General features: G+C 63.0%; 19 protein-coding genes and 1 pseudogene. 11 read left to right on the top strand and 9 right to left on the bottom strand.

Going from position 1 to position 18,509, the window contains the following annotated elements; genetic code table 11:
- Positions 1–4 precede the first annotated feature (4 nt).
- Positions 5–130: pseudogene (locus AC1DZ8_RS14585) on the bottom strand (YciI family protein); the annotation flags it as partial.
- 103 nt (positions 131–233) lie between these two features.
- Complete coding sequence (locus AC1DZ8_RS14580; protein WP_477309195.1) at positions 234–887, bottom strand: glutathione S-transferase family protein; 654 nt, start codon at positions 885–887, stop codon at positions 234–236.
- A 168-nt stretch (positions 888–1,055) separates the two neighbouring features.
- Here AC1DZ8_RS14580 and AC1DZ8_RS14575 point away from each other — a divergent pair, with 168 nt between their 5' ends.
- The gene (locus AC1DZ8_RS14575) at positions 1,056–1,235 is read left to right on the top strand and encodes a CsbD family protein (RefSeq protein WP_192252721.1); all 180 of its coding nucleotides are present in this window, start codon (positions 1,056–1,058) and stop codon (positions 1,233–1,235) included.
- Between the two features lie 64 nt (positions 1,236–1,299).
- Here AC1DZ8_RS14575 and AC1DZ8_RS14570 read toward each other — a convergent pair whose 3' ends face one another.
- Positions 1,300–2,418 carry a metallophosphoesterase gene (locus tag AC1DZ8_RS14570; protein ID WP_477309196.1) on the bottom strand — a complete coding sequence of 373 codons (1,119 nt, stop codon included), beginning with the start codon at positions 2,416–2,418 and terminating at the stop codon, positions 1,300–1,302.
- 125 nt (positions 2,419–2,543) lie between these two features.
- Between AC1DZ8_RS14570 and AC1DZ8_RS14565 the strand changes: the two genes are divergently transcribed.
- Positions 2,544–3,098, top strand: coding sequence for a hypothetical protein (locus AC1DZ8_RS14565; RefSeq protein ID WP_477401091.1), 555 nt, complete (start codon positions 2,544–2,546; stop codon positions 3,096–3,098).
- Between the two features lie 53 nt (positions 3,099–3,151).
- On the opposite strand, the gene AC1DZ8_RS14560 is transcribed toward AC1DZ8_RS14565, so the two are convergent.
- On the bottom strand, positions 3,152–3,838 hold the full coding sequence (locus AC1DZ8_RS14560) for a TetR/AcrR family transcriptional regulator (RefSeq protein WP_477309198.1): 687 nt from the start codon (positions 3,836–3,838) through the stop codon (positions 3,152–3,154).
- Between the two features lie 84 nt (positions 3,839–3,922).
- Here AC1DZ8_RS14560 and AC1DZ8_RS14555 point away from each other — a divergent pair, with 84 nt between their 5' ends.
- A complete protein-coding gene (locus AC1DZ8_RS14555) occupies positions 3,923–4,702 on the top strand; it encodes an NIPSNAP family protein (RefSeq protein ID WP_477309199.1) in 780 nt (259 codons plus the stop codon).
- A gap of 9 nt (positions 4,703–4,711) precedes the next feature.
- Here the strand turns inward: AC1DZ8_RS14555 and AC1DZ8_RS14550 are convergent, their stop codons facing one another.
- Together AC1DZ8_RS14550 and choX are read right to left on the bottom strand one after the other, a co-directional pair.
- Positions 4,712–5,563 carry an alpha/beta fold hydrolase gene (locus tag AC1DZ8_RS14550; RefSeq protein ID WP_477309200.1) on the bottom strand — a complete coding sequence of 284 codons (852 nt, stop codon included), beginning with the start codon at positions 5,561–5,563 and terminating at the stop codon, positions 4,712–4,714.
- Positions 5,560–6,498, bottom strand: a complete 939-nt coding sequence (choX, locus tag AC1DZ8_RS14545; RefSeq protein WP_477309201.1) for a choline ABC transporter substrate-binding protein — start codon at positions 6,496–6,498, stop codon at positions 5,560–5,562. The genes AC1DZ8_RS14550 and choX overlap by 4 nt, the downstream gene beginning before the upstream one ends.
- 111 nt (positions 6,499–6,609) lie before the next feature.
- Between choX and betI the strand changes: the two genes are divergently transcribed.
- The 6 genes from betI (at position 6,610) to AC1DZ8_RS14515 (ending at position 11,893) form a co-directional block, all read left to right on the top strand.
- On the top strand, positions 6,610–7,212 hold the full coding sequence (betI, locus tag AC1DZ8_RS14540; RefSeq protein WP_477309248.1) for a choline-binding transcriptional repressor BetI: 603 nt from the start codon (positions 6,610–6,612) through the stop codon (positions 7,210–7,212).
- A 110-nt stretch (positions 7,213–7,322) separates the two neighbouring features.
- On the top strand, positions 7,323–8,096 hold the full coding sequence (locus AC1DZ8_RS14535; RefSeq protein ID WP_477309202.1) for an SDR family NAD(P)-dependent oxidoreductase: 774 nt from the start codon (positions 7,323–7,325) through the stop codon (positions 8,094–8,096).
- A gap of 94 nt (positions 8,097–8,190) precedes the next feature.
- Positions 8,191–9,177, top strand: coding sequence for a glycosyltransferase family 10 domain-containing protein (locus AC1DZ8_RS14530; RefSeq protein WP_477309203.1), 987 nt, complete (start codon positions 8,191–8,193; stop codon positions 9,175–9,177).
- Positions 9,178–9,300: 123 nt separating this feature from the next.
- On the top strand, positions 9,301–10,698 hold the full coding sequence (gene fumC / locus AC1DZ8_RS14525) for a class II fumarate hydratase (protein ID WP_477282257.1): 1,398 nt from the start codon (positions 9,301–9,303) through the stop codon (positions 10,696–10,698).
- 230 nt (positions 10,699–10,928) lie between these two features.
- Positions 10,929–11,351: a DoxX family protein gene (locus AC1DZ8_RS14520; protein ID WP_477309204.1), complete on the top strand. Its 423-nt coding sequence runs from the start codon at positions 10,929–10,931 to the stop codon at positions 11,349–11,351.
- A gap of 134 nt (positions 11,352–11,485) precedes the next feature.
- The gene (locus AC1DZ8_RS14515) at positions 11,486–11,893 is read left to right on the top strand and encodes a DoxX family protein (RefSeq protein ID WP_477309205.1); all 408 of its coding nucleotides are present in this window, start codon (positions 11,486–11,488) and stop codon (positions 11,891–11,893) included.
- Between the two features lie 5 nt (positions 11,894–11,898).
- On the opposite strand, the gene AC1DZ8_RS14510 is transcribed toward AC1DZ8_RS14515, so the two are convergent.
- The 3 genes from AC1DZ8_RS14510 to AC1DZ8_RS14500 all read right to left on the bottom strand — a co-directional run bounded on the left by AC1DZ8_RS14510 (position 11,899) and on the right by AC1DZ8_RS14500 (position 16,768).
- Positions 11,899–12,963: a serine hydrolase domain-containing protein gene (locus tag AC1DZ8_RS14510; protein ID WP_477309206.1), complete on the bottom strand. Its 1,065-nt coding sequence runs from the start codon at positions 12,961–12,963 to the stop codon at positions 11,899–11,901.
- 77 nt (positions 12,964–13,040) lie between these two features.
- On the bottom strand, positions 13,041–14,573 hold the full coding sequence (gene ppx, locus AC1DZ8_RS14505) for an exopolyphosphatase (RefSeq protein ID WP_477309207.1): 1,533 nt from the start codon (positions 14,571–14,573) through the stop codon (positions 13,041–13,043).
- Complete coding sequence (locus tag AC1DZ8_RS14500) at positions 14,570–16,768, bottom strand: RNA degradosome polyphosphate kinase (RefSeq protein ID WP_477309208.1); 2,199 nt, start codon at positions 16,766–16,768, stop codon at positions 14,570–14,572. The genes ppx and AC1DZ8_RS14500 overlap by 4 nt, the downstream gene beginning before the upstream one ends.
- 237 nt (positions 16,769–17,005) lie before the next feature.
- On the opposite strand from AC1DZ8_RS14500, the gene AC1DZ8_RS14495 reads away from it, so the two are divergent.
- Together AC1DZ8_RS14495 and AC1DZ8_RS14490 are read left to right on the top strand one after the other, a co-directional pair.
- Complete coding sequence (locus AC1DZ8_RS14495) at positions 17,006–17,251, top strand: zinc-finger domain-containing protein (RefSeq protein WP_436259442.1); 246 nt, start codon at positions 17,006–17,008, stop codon at positions 17,249–17,251.
- 19 nt (positions 17,252–17,270) lie between these two features.
- Positions 17,271–18,494 carry an FAD-dependent monooxygenase gene (locus AC1DZ8_RS14490; RefSeq protein WP_477309209.1) on the top strand — a complete coding sequence of 408 codons (1,224 nt, stop codon included), beginning with the start codon at positions 17,271–17,273 and terminating at the stop codon, positions 18,492–18,494.
- Positions 18,495–18,509 lie beyond the last annotated feature (15 nt).

The following is an 18,509-nucleotide window of genomic DNA, read 5'->3' as shown; positions in this document are numbered from 1 at the left end:
GCAGGATCAGCAGCCCCCAGGGGCCAGCCGGGTCAGCGACCGGGCCGGCCAAAATCATGGTGCCTTCGCGCAGCTTGCCTCTGAGATAGTCGGCATGCCTGCCCATCAGCTCCCTCTCCTCCTCCGTCATGGTGAAGGCGAAGTCCGGCCGGGGCGGGATCAGCCGGCAATGGAAGATTTTGGGCACCTTGGTCTCTGCCTTGCTGGCCATCGGTTGCTCCCGAAGTGCAGCCCTATTCGTCCGGGCCGGGCTCCGGCCACGTCTCCTTCGCCGCTTCCGCATACCAGTGCCGCATCGCCGGCGTCGCCAGCACCGCGTCGACATAGGCGCGTGTATCCGGCGCTAGGTCGCCGCCATAGGTGTCGAAGCGGGTGACGATCGGCGCGTACATGGCATCTGCCGCGGTGAAATGGCCGAACAGGAACGGGCCGCCCTTGCCATATTGTTCCCGGCACTGGCGCCAGATCGTTTCGATCCGCGCGCGCTGCAGTTCGCCTTCGGCGTCGAGCGGCTTGTGCCCCTTTGGCCGGCGCAAATTCATCGGCCAACCATAGCGCACCTCGCGAAAACCGGAATGCATCTCGGTCGCCACCGAGCGCGCCAAGGCACGAGCGCCAATATCCTGCGGCCAAAGCCTCTTCTCGGGAAACAGGTCGGCCAGATATTCAAGGATGGCAAGGGTTTCCCAGACGATCCTGCCATTGTGATTCAACACCGGCACGAGGCCGGTCGGCGACACTTTCGCCAGATTGGCAAAGGTCTCGGGCGTGCGCAGGCGCACAAAACCTTCCTCGAACGGTATCTCCAGATGCTTCATCGCCACCCATGGCCTCAGCGACCAGGACGAAAAGCATTTGTTGGCGATGATCAGCGTGAATTCGGCCAAGATGGTCTCCCCAAAATTTTCGTCACACTAGCCATTCGACATCATGGCGGCAAAGCGCTTCGGCGACCAGATAAGCGACCAATGCGACGATGATTTGCGTTCTCATCGGAACCTAAGCCAGCCGGCTCCGTTTGCTTCTGGCGAAATGAAATCCCAGGAGATGCAAAGATGGTGAACAAGGATCAAGTTGCTGGCGTGGCCAAGCAGGTCAAGGGCTCGATCAAGGAGGCCGCCGGCAAGGCGACCGGCAACAGGCAGACCCAAGCCGAAGGCACGGCCGACAAGATCGCCGGCAAAGTGCAGAAGGGCTATGGCGACGTGAAGGACAAGATCAAGAAAGCGCTCTGACCCGTTCATGGTTTTTGCAGGCAATGAAGAAGGCGGCTCAAGGCCGCCTTTTTCGTGGGAGGTGTCAGAAGGTCAGTTTCTTGCTGAAGGCGTTGGTGAACTTTACCTCGCCATGGTCATCGGTGGCCTCGCCCAGCACCACATCCATGGCCTCGCCGGTTACCCTGGCCAGCGCGAAGCCACCCATATAGGCGGCCTTGGGCTTGAACAGGTCGAGGCCATCGCTGTTATAGATCATCGGCACTTCATGCTGGTGGCCATGGAAGATGGCGATGACATTGTAGCCCTTCAGCGCCGCCAGCAGCGCCTGACGGTCGGCCTCGCTCCACCAATGCGGCGCGCCTGAGCCGTCATCGTCATAGGTGCGCTTTGCCGGATCCCAGCGCTCGACCGAAAAAGTATCCCAGCCATAGTGCTGGAACAGGATGACGGGACGCCCGTCCGCGGCGTAGGTCGCCAGGTCCTGCTTCAGCCATGGCAGGCTGCTCACCGCGCCGTGGCCGGTGTCGCCGGCAAAGCGATGCGTCTGGACGAGATGCAGACCGCCCCAGTCCCAGGAATAGCAGTCGGTGTCGACATCATATTCGGTGGCCGGCACCGGCGGCTTGAAGAACACGCCAGGGCGGTGGTTGACCTCGACATAGTCGCGCAATTCACGCCGATACCAGTCGACATGCGGCGGCGAGCCGTTCTGGTCGAGATCATGATTGCCGAGCCCGACATAGACCGGCATGTGCACACGGTCCTGGCCGACGCCCTGTTGATAGCGCTGGCTGAACTGCAAAAGCTGCGTACCTTCGCTGGGCTCGGTGATCTGGCCGCCGCCATCGTCGGTGATGTCGCCGCCGACGACAAGGCCGAGCGGCGCGCCGATGCGGCCGCCGGCCGAACGCAGGCCAGTGGCAACGCCGCCGATCTCGGCCGGCCACTGCCGGTCGGCGAGGCCGTTAAGGGCCGCGACGTTGCGCAACAAAGCGGCGTCGGTCTTGCCTTCCTGCTGGCAATTGGGGCTCAAGCCGCTCGCCATGCGACAGGCGTGGACGTCGGCGATGAACAGGAAGGTAGCGTCGATAGGCTGGATGCGCTTTCCGGTCTGGCCAAAGGCGGCGCGCGGCAGCAGGCCAGACATGGCAAGGCCGGCTGCCTGTGCGAGGAAATTGCGCCGGGTGAAGATGCGATTCATGGCCTGAGTTTCAGCACAGCCGATGCCCCGCCGTCCAGTTGCCACGATTGGCAATCAATAGTGCATCATAGTTCCGGCATTTCTTGCTAATATTGGCGCATGGCAGACTGAGCAGAGGGGGAAGCATGAAAACCGCATCGATCGGGATGATTTTGGTTGTGTTGTTGTCGGCAAGTGCGGTGCATGCCGCCGATTGCGTCGACGCAAAATCCGCCAAAGCCGGCTTCGTGCTGGAAATGCCCGGCGTCCGCAGCGAGTTTCGGCCGGTGGCCGGCGACATGGTCTCCGTCACCAACGCCTACGAATCGCAATCCCCGCAGACGCAATACCTGTACGGCCTGGTCGAAGTGCTTCGCGACAGCGATACCGGCCGGGTGGCCTCGATCCCGTTTTCGGATCTGCGAAAACTGTTTCCGCTGAAGACCGGGGCAAAAAGCACGATTGAATTCGTCGAGCTGTCGCCGAGCAGACAGCCGAAGAGCACCAAGACATTGAGCCTGGTCGTCAAGGGCAAGGAGACGTTCAGTGTCGGCGGCTGCAAGTATAATGTTCTGGCCGTCACGGAGACTTTCAAGAACGGCGCCGGCGAGACGCTGGACACATTCACCGCGCTCTATGCGCCCGATCTGCAAGCGGCTCTCGCCCGGCGCTACGACGAAGGCACCAGCTCGGAACGGTGAACGGTTACGAGACGATCAAACCGCTTTCCAACTAGGACAGCGCTGTAATGACCTCAAGGTTTTCCCGGCCGCAGCAGAATCCTGCGACGTCGCTTCGCTAGGCTCGGGAATGGCGGCGTTGGGCTTGGCTCAAGCTCGGCCAGGCAATCGCGCAACACGCTGGCGTCCTGCGTCGTCTTGGCCATCGACATGGCGCCGGAATAGGCAGCGATGGCGAGTGCCGCAAAGCGTTCGGGGTCGGTGCCCTGCTCCCTCCCTGCTTGCTGATCGGCCCTGATCTTGTCGGCGATCGCCTGGCGCCATCCGGCAAAGATGCCGGCCAAAGCGGCGCGGAAATCCGGGTCGGCGAGCGACAATTCATGCGCCAGATTGTTGAGCGGGCAGCCGCGTACAAAGCCCTGCTGCTCAAGCTCGGCCGCCACCGCTTCGAAGACCGCGCGCACACCTTCGCGCGCCGTATCAGCCGCCCTCACCGGGCTGATCCAGGTCTCGTCCAGGGCGGCAGCCACCCGCTCCTCGATCACCGCCAAGGCCAGCGCTTTCTTGGTCGGGAAATGGTGATGCAACGCGCCGCCGCTGACGCCGGCGCTAGCCATCAGCTCGCCCAGGGCGGAGGCGTGATAGCCGCGCGCCTGGAACGATGCTTCGGCGACATCGAGCACCTTGTTGCGCAGGCCTTCGGGATCGTTGGTGCGTTTTCGCGGCGGCCCTTTTGAGACCTGAGCAATCTCTGCTGACATTCGCGGACGATAGCAGATTGACAAAACAGGACAACCGGTCTGTTTTATAAACCGGATGATCATCCTGTTTTGGAGACGACACCAATGACCGTGCCCCTGAATGTGCCTGCAACGACCAGTCTGCTCGCTTCGCGGGTCGTCGAGTTGCGGCAATACACGCTGAAACCCGGCCAGCGCGAGACGCTGATCGACATCTTCGACGGTCGGTTCATCGAAGGCCAGGAAGACGCCGGGATGACCATCATTGGCCAGTTTCGCGACCTCGACCGGCCCGATATGTTCGTCTGGCTGCGCGGTTTTGACGGCATGGAAGCGCGCAAGGAGGCGCTCACCGCCTTCTATGACGGGCCGGTGTGGACGACGCACCGCGACGCCGCCAATGCGACGATGATCGATTCCGACGATGTGCTGCTCTTGAAGCCGGCATGGCAAGGCGCCGGTTTCGACCTGTCTGGCGCGCGGCGAGGTGCTTTGCCAAAGGAAGGAAAGCCGAGCACAGACAATCGCTTGACCGGTGTTGTTGTCATCCGGATTCATCATCTGCGGCCCGGCGCCGAGGCCGATTTCGCCGGCCGCTTCGAATCGGATGCAGGTCCGATCCTTGCGGCCGCCGGCGAGAGATTGCTCGGGGCCTTCATCACCGAACACGCCGAAAACAGCTTTCCCCGCCTGCCCGTGCGCCTGGGCGAAAACGTCTTCATCGCCGTCACGGGTTTCGACAGTGTCGAAGCGCATGGTCGCCACGAGGCAGCCCCGGCGAACGCGCCGCAGTGGCAGGCGTTCCTGCAAGCGGCGCAGTCGGCCATCGCCAAACCAAGCGAAACGTTGCGCCTGTCGGCGACCTCGCAATCGCTGCTGAGGTAGCCCCTCGTATCAGGCCCCTGCCCTGAATTTGCCGGCAATGGCTGCGGCGACGAGCGCTGGATCCTCCCAGTGCGGATTGTGGCCACAGCCCGGTGCCCAGATAAGACGTGACCCGGCCAGCGCCTCGGCCAGAGCCTGTTGGTGCGCCGCGCCGAAAAGCGGATCGCAAGCGCCGGCTATGATCAGCGTGCGAGCGTGGATGGTCCGCGCGGTGGCGGCCAGATCAGTGCGGCGGACTTCCTCGAGGATCGCCCGCCAACGCGCAGCAGGCATCGCCGAGGCGTCCCTGGCCAGGCTGGAGAGAAAAGCCTGAGGCACTCCTGGCCCGCAGGCATGCCACCAGTCGAAAAATGGATCGGAGGGCGAAATCGGGTCGTGGAGCGCCGCCACGCCGACAACCAGGGGATGATCAGGCGGTTGTTCGGGCTTCAACGTACTGGCCATGACAACCAGCCCATCGACAAGCTCACCATGCCGCGCGGCCAATGCGATGGCCACCATAGCACCAAGCGAATGGCCGACGACGACTGGCCGCTCGAGCCGCAGGCGCCGGATCAGCCCGGCAATGTCTTCGGCGAAATCTGCGACGCTGCACCCCCTGCCTGCCTGCGAGGCGCCGTGGCCGCGCAGGTCCGGCATGATCAGCCGGCGGCCGGAAAGATGCGGCGCCAGCAGCGAAAAGCTGCGGCTGGTGTCGGTGAAACCGTGCAGCAAGAGCAGCGGCGGCTCCACGCCGGCAATCTCGACATATGCAAGGTCGAGCCCACCGACATCGATGACCTTCTTGCGGCCGGTCCAGGCGTCCTGCTCAGCCGCGAGCGCCTCATTCTCGGGCGGGGCTCCCGGAACCGCAGGCCTCATAGTCCGAGCTTCTCCTTGACAGCGGCGAGACCTGGCTTGCCATCGAACGTGGTGACGTCGGCGAGCCATGCGTCCAGGCGTCCCTTGTTCAGCGTGATCGCCTTCAGCGCAGCCTCTTTCGGCTGCATGCCGTCATTGATGAGGTAGCCTATGCCGACATTTTCGAGATCCACGTCGAAGGTGAGGTTCTTCAGGAACTGGCCGACGTTCGGGCATTCCTGCAGGTAGCCCTTGCGCACCTGGGTCGTCACCGTCGCGGCGCCGAAATTGGGGCCATAGAACTTGTCGCCGCCGGTCAGGTACTTGATGTCGTACATCGTGTTCATCGGATGCGGCGCCCAGCCGAGGAAGACGATGAAGTGTTTTTCCTTGATCTCGTAACCGACCTCCGAGAGCATGCCTGCCTCGCTGGACTCGACCACCTGCCAGCCGTCGAGGCCGAGCGACGGGTCGGCGATGGCGTCCATCATCAGTTTGTTGGATCCCGGCTCGATGCCGTACATCTTCCTCCCGAACTTGTCGGCGAACTTGTGCAGGTCGGAGAAGTCCTTGACGCCGGCTTCCCAGACATAGGTGGGCACCGCGAAAGTGAACTTGGCGCCGGTAAGATTAAGGCGCACGTTCTCGATCAAACCGTCTTTCTTGTAGGGTTCGAAATAGGTGACCCCGGCGGGATCCCAGTAGCCCAGAAACGCGTCCAAATCCTTGTTCTTCATGCCCTCGTAAATGACGTTGATGCCGAGCACATCGCTTTTCGTCTCGTAGCCGAGGGCTTCCAGCAACACGCCAGCTATCCCCGTCGTAAACGCCAGGTCGTTCCAGCCTGGCTCCGCCATCCGCACCGCCCTGCACTGTTCAGCCTCGGCGGCCCAGGCCACCGATGGGGCCAGTATGAGGGTGGCGAGGCAAACGCCATTTGCAAGCACGCGCAACATCCAGGTTCTCCTCTTAAATTGACCCGCTGGTCATATTATTGTCCCATTGGTCAATCATTGATCTGAGCGGGCGAAGATGTCAACATGGATTCGCTACCAGGGATCGATCCATTGAAGCTCACGCGTCTCAGCGACATACGCCGGAAGGAGTTGCGGCAAGCTGCTCTCACATTGCTTGAGCGCGAAGGCATTGCCGGAGCCACGTTGGAAAAGGTCGCGGCCCAAGCCGGCGCCTCCAAGGGCATCGTGCTGCACTACTTCCGCAACAAGAGGGAACTGTTCGAGCATGCGATGCGCGAGGGCAACGCCGTCCTGCGCGACGCCGTGATCGCAAGACTGAAGCGGGCGCGGACACCGCTCGAACGGCTGGACGCCGTGATCGAGGGCAATTTCGAACCGGATCAATTCCGGCCGGCCCTTTGCCACGCCTGGCTTTCGCTGTGCGCCGAGGTGCCACATGACGAAAAGCTGGCGCGTATCCAAAGGGTGATTCACGCCCGCATGCGCTCGAATCTTTTGTCCGGCCTGCGCGGCCTTGCGTCGCCGCAAGAGGCCGACGAGATCGCGCTCGGCGTCACGGCGCTGATCGACGGGCTGTGGCTGAGGCTCGGCCTGCAGCCGGGAAGTGTGTCGCGCGAACAGGCGATCCGCCAGGTGAAGAACTATCTCGGGGGGCGACTGGCCATGCGTGAGCCTGTACCAGCCGGCGCTTAGGCGCAGCCTGCCCGAGCCAGCCGAAGTTCATACTGTGCGATACGCCTTCGGCTTGACCGCGCTTGCCCGTCAGCGCTGCATTCGTTGCACCAAAATCACGGGAGCATACCATGAGACTTCATGGCAAACGGGCGCTGGTGACGGGCGGGTCGGACGGGATCGGCCTGGCGATAGCGGGGGCGTTTTCGCGCGAAAGCGCCGACGTGCTGATCGTCGGCCGCGACGGCAACAAGCTGGAGGCGGCACGCGACATGCTGGCCAGGGAGGCGAAGGATGGCGCTGCAATCGAGACACTGTCGGCCGATCTCGCCACCGAGGCCGGCATCGATGCGGTGGTTTCCCGGGTGAAAGCAACCGGCCCGCTCGACATCCTCGTCAACAATGCCGGCGTCGCCTATCTGGTGCCGTTCGAGACCGTCACCGAAGACCAGTTCCAGCAATCCTTCTCGCTCAATGTGACGGCGGCGTTCTTCCTTACCCAGCGGCTGCTGCCGCATTTCGGGAACAAACCCTCGGTCATCAACATCTCGTCCTACTTCGCCAACAAGATGATCCCGAAGCGGCCGTCGAGCCTCTATTCCCTGTCCAAGGGCGCGCTGAACTCGCTGACCAAGTCGCTGGCCTTCGAGCTCGGCCCACGCGGCATCAGGGTCAATGCGATCGCGCCCGGCACGGTCGACACCGCCATGCGGCGCAAGTCGATCGAAAACCTGCCGGCGGCTGCGCAAGCCGACCTCAAGGCCTATGTCGAGCGCAGCTACCCGCTCGGCCGCATCGGCCAGACCAGGGATCTTGCCGGCATCGCGGTGTATCTCGCCAGCGATGAGGCGGCGTGGACAAGCGGTGGCATTTTTGCAATCGATGGCGGGTATACGGCGGGTTGATCCTCGTAGCTGTCTCCACCAAGCAGCGCTTGACCAGCCTCTCAATCCCGCGTCTGTCTAGCCATCGAGCAATATTTCAGACACTCATGGCGCCATGCCGTCAAACGATCCCCTCATTCTTTTCTACACGACGGTCTTCGGCAAACCCGTCGACATAGCGTCGATACAGTGCGAAATGCCCGGGAGGTGGACGCTGGACAAACGCCAGGTATCCGAGGCAGCGGCGGTTGTCTTCCATCTTCCGGACTATCGCGAAATCGGCGATGCCTGCAAATATCCCGGCCAATACTGGGTGGCCTGGTCGATGGAATGCGGTCAGAACTATAAACGCGTCACCGATCCGAAGTTCTTGCAGCACTTCGACATCACGATGACGCATGAATCGCGGTCCGATGTCTGGACGCCCTATCTTCCGCCCGCTCCGTGGTGGAAGGGCGTGCTGACGAAACCAATCATGCCCAAAATGGAAGAAGCACCTGTCGCACTCTTCCAATCGGCCGGCACGAATTCCAGCAGACGGGTCGATCTGGCGACCGCACTGGCACGCCACATCAAGATCGATTCCTATGGCCGCTATCTCAACAATCGATCTGTCGCAGGCCCCGATCTCGGGCCGCAAACCAAGATCGAGACCATTGCGCGGCACAAATTCTGCTTCGCCATGGAGAACGCGATCGAGGCCGACTATGTCACCGAAAAAATTTATGACGCGTTCCTGGCCGGCACGGTGCCGGTCTACCTCGGCGCTCCGAATGTGGGCGAGTTCGTGCCGGCGAATTCCTATATCGACGCCAGTGCCTTTGCCAGCGCCAGGGAACTCGCAGCCTATCTCCAGCACCTGATCGAAACGCCGCAAGAGTACGAGGCCTACTTCGCCTGGCGCTCAAAGCCATTGCCCGACAGCCTCGTCAAACGCATGCGAATGCTCGAAACTCCGGCCCGTTGCAGACTGATGGGTCTCGTGCATAGACGGCTGGAGGAGCGGTCGTATCAGCCGTCCGGACGGCGGACACTTCCATTCGGCTATATGTCCTATCTGCGAACCAAGCTGCGCCGTTGGCGGAAAAAGATTCCGAGCTGACAGCCGCCAGCGCGGCGTTCAGAGCGCTTCAACCGATTTGTATCCTTGACCACTGCAATCTCTGCTTGAAGGCCATTGTGCAACGCGATACGCCGTTGCCGAATTCGATCGTCGGAGAGACACGTGACCGCTGCCAAGACCAGAACCGAAACCGACACGTTCGGCCCCATCGAGGTCGCCGCCGACCGTTATTGGGGCGCGCAAGCGCAGCGTTCCCTTGGCAATTTCAAGATCGGCTGGGAAAAGCAGCCGGCCTCGATCGTGCGGGCGCTAGGCATCGTCAAGCGGGCGGCGGCGGAAGCCAATATGGAGTTGAAGCGGCTCGATCCGGCCATCGGCAAGGCGGTCGTCGAGGCGGCGCAAGAGGTCATCGACGGCAAGCTCAACGACCATTTCCCGCTGGTGGTCTGGCAGACCGGCTCGGGCACGCAGTCCAACATGAACGCCAACGAGGTGATCTCCAACCGGGCGATCGAATTGTTGGGCGGCGTCATGGGCTCGAAGAAGCCGGTGCACCCCAACGACCACGTCAATATGAGCCAATCGTCGAACGACACCTATCCGACGGCCATGCACATCGCCTGCGCCGAGCGCATCGTCCATGACCTGTTGCCGGCGCTGAAGCATCTGCATGCCGCGCTCGAAGCCAAGACCAAGGCCTTCGCCCACATCATCAAGATCGGCCGCACCCACACGCAGGATGCCACCCCCCTCACCCTCGGCCAGGAATTTTCGGGCTATGCCGCGCAGGTGGCGTCCTCGATCAAGCGCATCGAGATGACGCTGCCCGGCCTGCAGGAGCTGGCGCAGGGCGGCACCGCGGTCGGCACCGGCCTCAACGCGCCGGTCGGCTTTGCCGAAAAGGTGGCGGCGCGTATTGCTGACATCACCGGCATCGCCTTCGTCACCGCGCCAAACAAATTCGAGGCGCTTGCCGCGCATGATTCCATGGTGTTCTCGCACGGCGCCATCAACGCGGCCGCCGCGGCGCTGTTCAAGATCGCCAACGACATCCGCTTCCTCGGCTCAGGCCCGCGCTCGGGCCTCGGCGAACTGTCGCTGCCGGAAAACGAGCCGGGCTCCTCGATCATGCCGGGCAAGGTCAATCCGACGCAGTGCGAGGCGATGACGCAGGTCTGCGTGCAGGTGTTCGGCAACAATGCCTCGCTGACCTTCGCCGGCAGCCAGGGCCATTTCGAGCTCAACGTCTACAACCCGCTGATGGCCTATAATTTCCTGCAGTCGGTGCAGCTGCTCTCCGATGCCTCGATCTCCTTCACCGACAATTGCGTCGTCGGCATCGAGGCACGCGAGGACAACATCAAGGCGGCGCTCGACCGTTCGCTGATGTTGGTGACCGCACTCGCCCCGACCATCGGCTACGACAATGCCGCCAAGATCGCCAAGACCGCGCACAAGAAGGGCACGACATTGCGCGAGGAAGCCCTGGCGACCGGGCTGGTCAGCGCGGCCGATTATGACCGGCTGGTGCGGCCCGAGGACATGACGCATCCGGGATAAGCAGTTCCAGGCGCCTCGCGATTCCCTGGGGAATTGCGTCGACCAGCCGTCAGGAATTTGGCGGTGGGAAAATGTACTGCCGTTGAAGGCTGATCCGACAGGAATTTTGCGCCTTTCGACCGATCACGGAAATGTACATTCTGTGAACAATGCGTCGCCGAACTGACGGCTTTGGTGAACAGTCGGCTTGGTCTATCTGACAGGGCATCAACCCATTTCGGAGAGCCACCATGTCCATCAACACTTCCACCGCCGGCGCCGGCACCGCGTCCAACAGCTCCACCACCATCCTGCTCGGCCGCATCCTGCTCGCCGCCATCTTCCTGCTTTCCGGCTTCGGCAAGCTCACGGCCATTGCCGGCACCGCCGGCTACTTTGGCGCCATGGGCCTGCCGGTGCCGACCGTAACGGCCATTGTCGTCGGCCTGATCGAGTTGGTCGGCGGCATTGCCATCCTCGTTGGTTTCCAGACCCGCATCACCGCCTGGGTGCTCGCTATCTTCACCATCGCAACGGCTCTTGTGGCCCATACCGGCTGGGCCGACCAGAACCAGATGATCCATTTCCTGAAGAACGTCGCCATCACCGGCGGTTTCCTTGTGCTGGCTTCCTCCGGCCCCGGTGCCTACTCGATCGACGCCAGGCGCGGCTGAATTTCCTCCCAAGCCTGAAAAAAGCGGCGCGGAATTTTCCGCGCCTCTTTTTCGTTGTCCCTCTAAGAGCGCCCGCGTCCCATCCCTGCTAGGATCGGCTCAGAACAGCGGGCGGACAGACAACGGAGATGACCATGCCCCGCGACGCACTGCTTCTGCTTTCCCGGCTGCTGCTCGCCGCCCTGTTCATCCCGTCCGGCTATCATGCGCTTGCCGACATTGCCGGCACGACTGGCTATTTCGCCGATCTCGGCCTGCCGCTGCCGACGCTTGCCGCCTGGGGCACAGGGCTGTTCGAGCTGATCGCCGGGCTGTTGATCCTGGTCGGCTTTCAAACGCCGGTGGTCGCGTTGCTGCTTGCCGCCTTCTGCATCGCCGCAGGCGCCATCGGCCATTATGGCCAGGGGGGCGACGATCCAATGCTGGCTTTCCTGCACCAGCAGATGCTGATGAAGGACATTGCCATCGCCGGAGGCTTTGTGGCGCTGGCCATGGCTGGCGCCGGCGCATGGTCGATCGACGGGCGCCGCGCCGCAGCCTGACTGCGTCAGGCGCGCCGGAGATTTGCCAGGATGATCTCGCGCCAGACACGGGTCGGAGTCACCCAGGCATCCCAGGCATTGTATTTTCCGGCATAGATCACGGCGGCGATGTCGGCCTCGGGCATCAGCCAAAGCCGCTGGCCACCATTGCCGAAGCCGGCATACCAGGGTTTTGGAGCCTCGAATGCAGGCGCAGGCGCATCGCCGATGAACCACAGCCGGCCATAGCCCAGGCCGTCCGGCGTCGAGATTGCGGGCGTGAACGACGCCGCTATCCAGCCCTCGGACACGATCCTTTGTCCGTTCCAAATGCCTTTGCGAAGAAGCAGTTGGCCGATCTTCAGAAGATCCGGCGCGGTCAATCGGAGCCCGGATGCCGCCGAAGCGACGCCGTCATTGCCGCCTGACCAATGGAAGTGCTCGATGCCGAGCGGCGTAAACAACGCGTCGCGTGCAAAGTCCGGCAGCGTCTGACCCGTGCCTCTCGCGATAATCGCGCCGATGAGCGCAACGCTGCCGCCGGAATAGATCCAGCGGCTTCCGGGCTCGGCAATGATCGGGCGATCGATGACGAAGCGATAGCGGTCGGGGGCGAGTTCCATGGCGATCTCGCTGTTCAGCGGATCGCTGTAGGGGCGGTTTTCATCCCACTCCATACCGAGCGTCATCGTCAGCGCGTGACCGATGGTGATCCTGGCGCGAGCCGGATCCACAGCGAGATCGGCGTACTCCGGAAACTGCCCCAATAGCGTTGCTTCGAGTGGCGGCACCAGTCCCCTATCGAGCGCGATGCCATAGATCAGGCTGACGATGCTCTTGGTGACCGAGCGCAGATCGTGCAATGCGCCAGCGTCGAAGGCGACTTGCCCAAGCGGGCGACCCCATTCCTCGTCGTTGCCCTGCGTGTAGTGATCGAGAAAGACGCTCCCGGAACGGGCGGCCAGAACGACATGCAGGTCGCGCAACAGGCCAGCCTCGATGCCGGCAAGCAATTTGCGCTTGATCGCCGGATCGAAGCCGAGCGCTTCGGCTGTGGATACCGACGAAGACGATGGTTCTGCGCTGGTCATAGATTTTCCGCTCCGCGTTTGCCCACCGTCACGAAGTTCCAGATTGCTTCACCGAGGCGTCTACCCGACGAAGAGCCTTACTTCACCGACACGCTCGGCCCACCCTCGACCGCCAGCACCAGCCGGCGGTTGGTAATCCGCGCCAGTTGCGCCAAGCGTCCGGCCGGGCGCTCGCCATAAAGGTCGGAAAGTGCCGCCGGCAGCACCAGCGCCAGCGTGCCATTGCCGCGGTTTTCCCATTTCAGCCTTGGCATGACGCCAGGCATGGCCGCCGTCAGCAGATAGACGACGCGCAGCACCGCTGCCAGGATGCGGGCGCGTTCGAGATAGCGCGGCGTCGCCAGGCCGCGGATTTCCGGCGCGGCATCGTTGAGTACACCTTCATGGCGAAACAGGCCGACCAGCGCCAGAAAAGCGCGGCCGGGATGATCGACGCCGATGAAGGAGGCGTGAGCGATGATGTTGAGCGACTGCTTGCCCCGATATTCCGGGTGCGCGCGCCAGCCTATATCGGCGAGCAGACAGGCGGCATGACGATAGCGCGCCTCGTCCTCGGTCTCGTCGATGCCGAAGGCGGCAAAGGTCTTGCCCGTCCATTCGACAAGCTCATGCGCATGGGTGACCGAACGCGAGCGCAGCCGGGCAAGTTCCTCCGAAGCGGAGACCAGCGGATCCGCCTTCTGCTCGGCCTGGTCGAGCAGCGAATAGAGGAAGCCTTCGCGCACGCCCAGCGCCGAAACGATGATCTTCGACGGCTGCATCGCCGCCATGATCTCCTGCAGCACGACCGCGCCATAGGGCAGCAATGAGCGGCGGTTCTTGGAGACGCCTTCGATACCCTTGACCTTCTCGATCTCGCCTTTCGCAACCTGCCGGAGGAAGTTGGCGGCGCTTTCGACACCGATCTCGTAGTGGTGCATCACGCCAAGCGGGTAGTTGGTCATTTCCATGTGCAACCGGGCGAGGTTTCGCCAGGTGCCGCCGACGGAATAGAAGGGCCTGCCCTGTCCACCCTTCAACAGCTTTGCCCGCGCCAGTTGCTCGCGGGCGATCTTGGCCGCCTGGCCGAGCGAATTCTTCGCCATGTCCTGCAGCCGCAGGCCGCCCAGCGGCAGCGTGATGCCGTCGCCGATCGCCTCGCCATTGATGTCGATGAGTTCCAGGCTGCCGCCGCCAAGGTCGCCGGCAATGCCGTTGGCTGGGTGGAAGCCGGAGATGACGCCGAGCGCCGAATAATGCGCCTCCTGACGCCCGGAGAGCACGCGGATCTCGGTCTTGAGCACATCCTCGGCGCGGTGGATGAAATCGGGGCCGTTGATCGCTTCGCGGGCCGCGGCCGTTGCCAGCACATACATGTGCTCCGCGCCGGCCTGGTTGGACAACGCACGGAAACGGCGGAACTCTTCCATCGAACGGGTCACCGCCTCGGGATCGAGCTTGCCGGTCGAAACGATGCCGCGGCCGAGGCCAGCCAGCATCTTTTCGTTGAACAGCACGGTGGGCGAGCGCGCCAGCCCTTCATAGATGACAAGGCGGATCGAGTTCGAGCCGATGTCGATGATGGACAGCGGTCGGCGATCCTGCAGCCGGCCCTGGGATGATGAAATCATACGCCGGCGTTCAGCTTCTTGCGACGCTTGAACTGTGCGATGCGCTTGGGCGCATGCGACTTCAGCGCGTCACCCCGTCCGGACAGGCTCGGATTGGTCATGAAATATTCCTGCGCGTTGAACGGCTCCTCACCCTCCTCCAGCGCCACGCGCCGGGAGGTCCCGTCAGCCAATACGTCGAAACTTTGCTGGTTGTCCATGATGTTGCCCAGCATGATCTGCCCCAGTATCTGTTCATGCACAGTTGGATTGGTGATCGGCACCATGGTCTCGACGCGGCGGTCGAGGTTGCGCGGCATCAGGTCGGCCGAGGAGATGTAGACGATCGCCTCGTCCGACGGCAAGCCATGGCCGTTGCCGAAGCAGTAGATGCGGCTGTGTTCGAGGAAGCGGCCGACAATCGACTTGACCCTGATGTTTTCCGACAGGCCCGGCACCTGCGGCCGCAGGCAGCAAATGCCGCGTACGACGAGGTCGATTTCGACGCCGGCGCGGCTGGCATCATAGAGCGCGTCGATGATGTTCGGATCGACGAGCGCGTTCATCTTCATCCAGATGCGCGCCGGCCGGCCCGCCAGCGCATGGGCAATTTCGTCGGCAATATGCTTCAGAATGCGGCTGCGCAGCGTAAACGGCGAGATGGCGATCCGCATCTCATCAGTCGGCTCGGCATAGCCGGTGATGAAGTTGAACAGCTGCGCGACATCGCGCGCGATCGTTGGATCGGTGGTGAAGAAGGACAGGTCGGTGTAGATGCGCGCGGTGACCGGATGGTAGTTGCCGGTGCCCAGATGCACGTAGTTGCGCAGCTTGCCATCCTCGCGCCGCACCACCAGCGACATTTTCGCGTGGGTCTTCAGTTCGAGGAAGCCGAACACGACCTGAACGCCGGCGCGCTCCAGGTCGCGCGCCCAGCGGATGTTGGCTTCCTCGTCGAAGCGCGCCTTGAGCTCGACAAGTGCGGTCACCGACTTGCCCGCCTCGGCGGCGTCGACCAGCGCGCGCACGATCGGGCTGTCATTGGAGGTGCGATAGAGCGTCTGCTTAATCGCCACCACTTCCGGGTCGGCCATCGCCTGGCGCAGGAACTGGACCACGACGTCGAAGGATTCGTAGGGGTGATGGACGACGATGTCCTTCTCGCGGATAGCCGCGAAGCAATCGCCGCCATGCTCGCGGATGCGCTCGGGAAAGCGCGGATTATAAGGGGTGAACTTGAGGTCGTCGCGCGGCACGGAAACGATCTCGGAAATCTGGCTGAGCGCCAGCGGGCCGGTCAGAACGCTGATGCGGCTCGACGAGACGCCAAGTTCGCCGGCAACGAACTCGCGCAATTCGCCGGGCATCAGCTTGTCGAATTCGATGCGGATGACCGAGCCGCGGCGGCGGCGCTTCAGCGCCGTCTCGAACAGGCGCACGAGGTCTTCAGACTCCTCCTCGACCTCGATATCGCTGTCCCGGATGATGCGGAAGGTGCCGGATCCCTTGACCTCGTAGCCGGGGAACAGCTTGCCGATATAGAGGCCGACCGCCTCCTCGAGCGGAATGAAGCGAACATGCTGCTTGCGGTCGGGCAAACGGATGAAGCGCTTCAGCGCCACCGGCAGGCGCAGAAGCGCGCTCATCTCCTCGCCATTCTTGCGATGGCGCAATTGCAGCGCCATCGAGAAGCCGAGATTGGGAATGAACGGGAATGGATGCGCCGGATCGATCGACAGCGGGGTCAGCACCGGGAACACCTGGTCCTGGAAATGGTCTTCGAGCCAGACCTTCTCATCCTTGGTCAGTGCATCGCGGGTGATGCTCTCAATGCCTTCCTTGTTGAGCAGCAGCATCAGCGCCGACAGGCTGTTCTGCTGGTCCTCCTGCAGCCGCTCGACCTCGCGCAAAAGCTGTTCGAGCTGCTGCTCGGGCGTGCGGCCGTCGGGGCTCTTGAGCGCAATGCCTTCGCGCACCTGGCCGGCAAGGCCAGCGACGCGGACCATGAAGAACTCGTCGAGATTGGCGGCCGAGATCGACAGGAAACGGACACGCTCGAGCAGCGGGTGGTGCGCATTCTGCGATTCCTCGAGTACGCGCCGGTTGAACTGCAGCCAGGAGAATTCGCGGTTGACGAAACGGTCGGGATTGCCACCCTCGGGGCTTGCCACCTCGACATTGATGAATTCGCTCTGCACCGGCTTCAGTTCATTCATGGTTTCCTGCCCGCAACCGTTCCTTTTGGAGCGCCGCATATGCCGAGATGGCCATGGACGCTTTAACATGTGTTTGTGACGCACGATCCGTCGCGGAATCGCTCAGCTTCCGGGGTCATGCGCTTAACCGGCTCAACTTATCCTCTGCCAGCCTTTTGCGACAGTTTCATTTCATCGATCTTGCAAAGAGAGCTGTTATGATCCAGATGCAGACGAGACTGCGTTAAGGAGACGACGATGGCAGGCGGTTCCATTCCCCATTTCCAGAACGATGCCGGCCATCCGGCGATCGACATCGGTGTCAGGGAATTCATGTGCACCGGCGCCAACCCACCCTTCGACCATCCGCATGTCTTCCTCGACATGGGCGACGACAATGAGAAGGTCTGCCCCTATTGCTCGACGCTGTACCGCTATTCGGCGAAGCTGAAGGCGACGGAAACCCAGCCGCCCGGCTGCCTCTATATCGACCAGGCCGCCTGAGCCTTTCGCGACAAGCCCGATGCAGGACGCACAGGCCCGGCAGGTCATTATCGCCGGGGCTGGCATCGCCGGGCTGACCGCGGCGCTTGCCTTCGCCGAACGCGGCTATCCCGTAAAGCTGTTGGAACAAGCGTCGCGCCTCGAAGCGGCCGGCGCCGGCATCCAGCTTTCGCCCAACGCAACGCGCATCCTTCGAAAACTCGGTGTGCTCGACCGCCTGCTGCCGGCGGCCTTGCGGCCGGAAGCGGTGGTGCTGAAGGACGCGGCGACGCTGCGCGAACTGGCCCGGGTGCCGCTGGGGCAAGCCGCCGAAGCGCGTTGGCAGGCGCCCTATCTGGTCGCCCACCGCGCCGATCTGCAGGCGGCCCTGCTGGCGCAAGTGGCCGAACGGCCGGGGATTGAGCTCATCACCGGCGCACGCGTGGCCGGCATCGCCATCAACCCGCAAGATGTTGTCGTGACCGCCGAAGCGGATGGCCGCGCGATCGAGGCGCGCGGCAAATTCCTGGTCGGCGCGGATGGCGTCTGGTCGTCGGTTCGGGCGCAGCTCGCAGGCTTCGGCAAAAGCCGCTTCTCGGGCGAACTCGCCTGGCGGGCCACGATCGCAGCCGAGAGCGCCGCCGGCGAAGCCTTTGCCGCCATCGGCGCCGTCGACTGCGTCACCACGTTCCTGCATCCCGGCTTCCACATGGTCGCCTATCCCGTCAGCAACGGCCGCGCCTTCAATCTCGCCGCCTTCACCAAGGGCGAGCGTATTGCCGAAGGCTGGTCGGGCCATGCCGACCCGGACATCCTCGTCGGCGCCACCCGCGGCACTGCGCCCGGCCTGGCGAAGCTTGTGGCGCTGGCCGGCCCGTGGACAGCCTTTCCGATCCATACGGTTGTGCAACAGCGGTGGACGAGCCCGCAAGGCATCGCCCTGATCGGCGACGCCGCGCACGCGATGACGCCGTTTGCGGCGCAAGGTGCAGCCATGGCCATCGAGGATGCCGCGACGCTGGCTGACGTCTTCGCCGATTTCCCAGCCGATCAGGCCGGAAGTCTTCAAATCTGGGAAAAGCTGCGGCGGCCACGAGTCGCCAAAGCCGCACGTCGCGGCGCCGTCAACCGCCTTGCCTGGCATGCCGCCGGCCCGGTGGCTGTCGCCCGCAACCTGTTCCTGGCCGTGCGCCCACCCGAAAAGCTCGCCGCCGACCTCGACTGGCTCTATGGATGGGAGGCGCAGAAAGTTATCCGGCGCTGAACGGCGCCGGGATGC

The organism is Mesorhizobium sp. P2_F7, assembly GCF_056403695.1.
The sequence above is the reverse complement of the archived record's forward strand: the minus strand, read 5'-3'. Positions and strand labels throughout refer to the sequence as shown.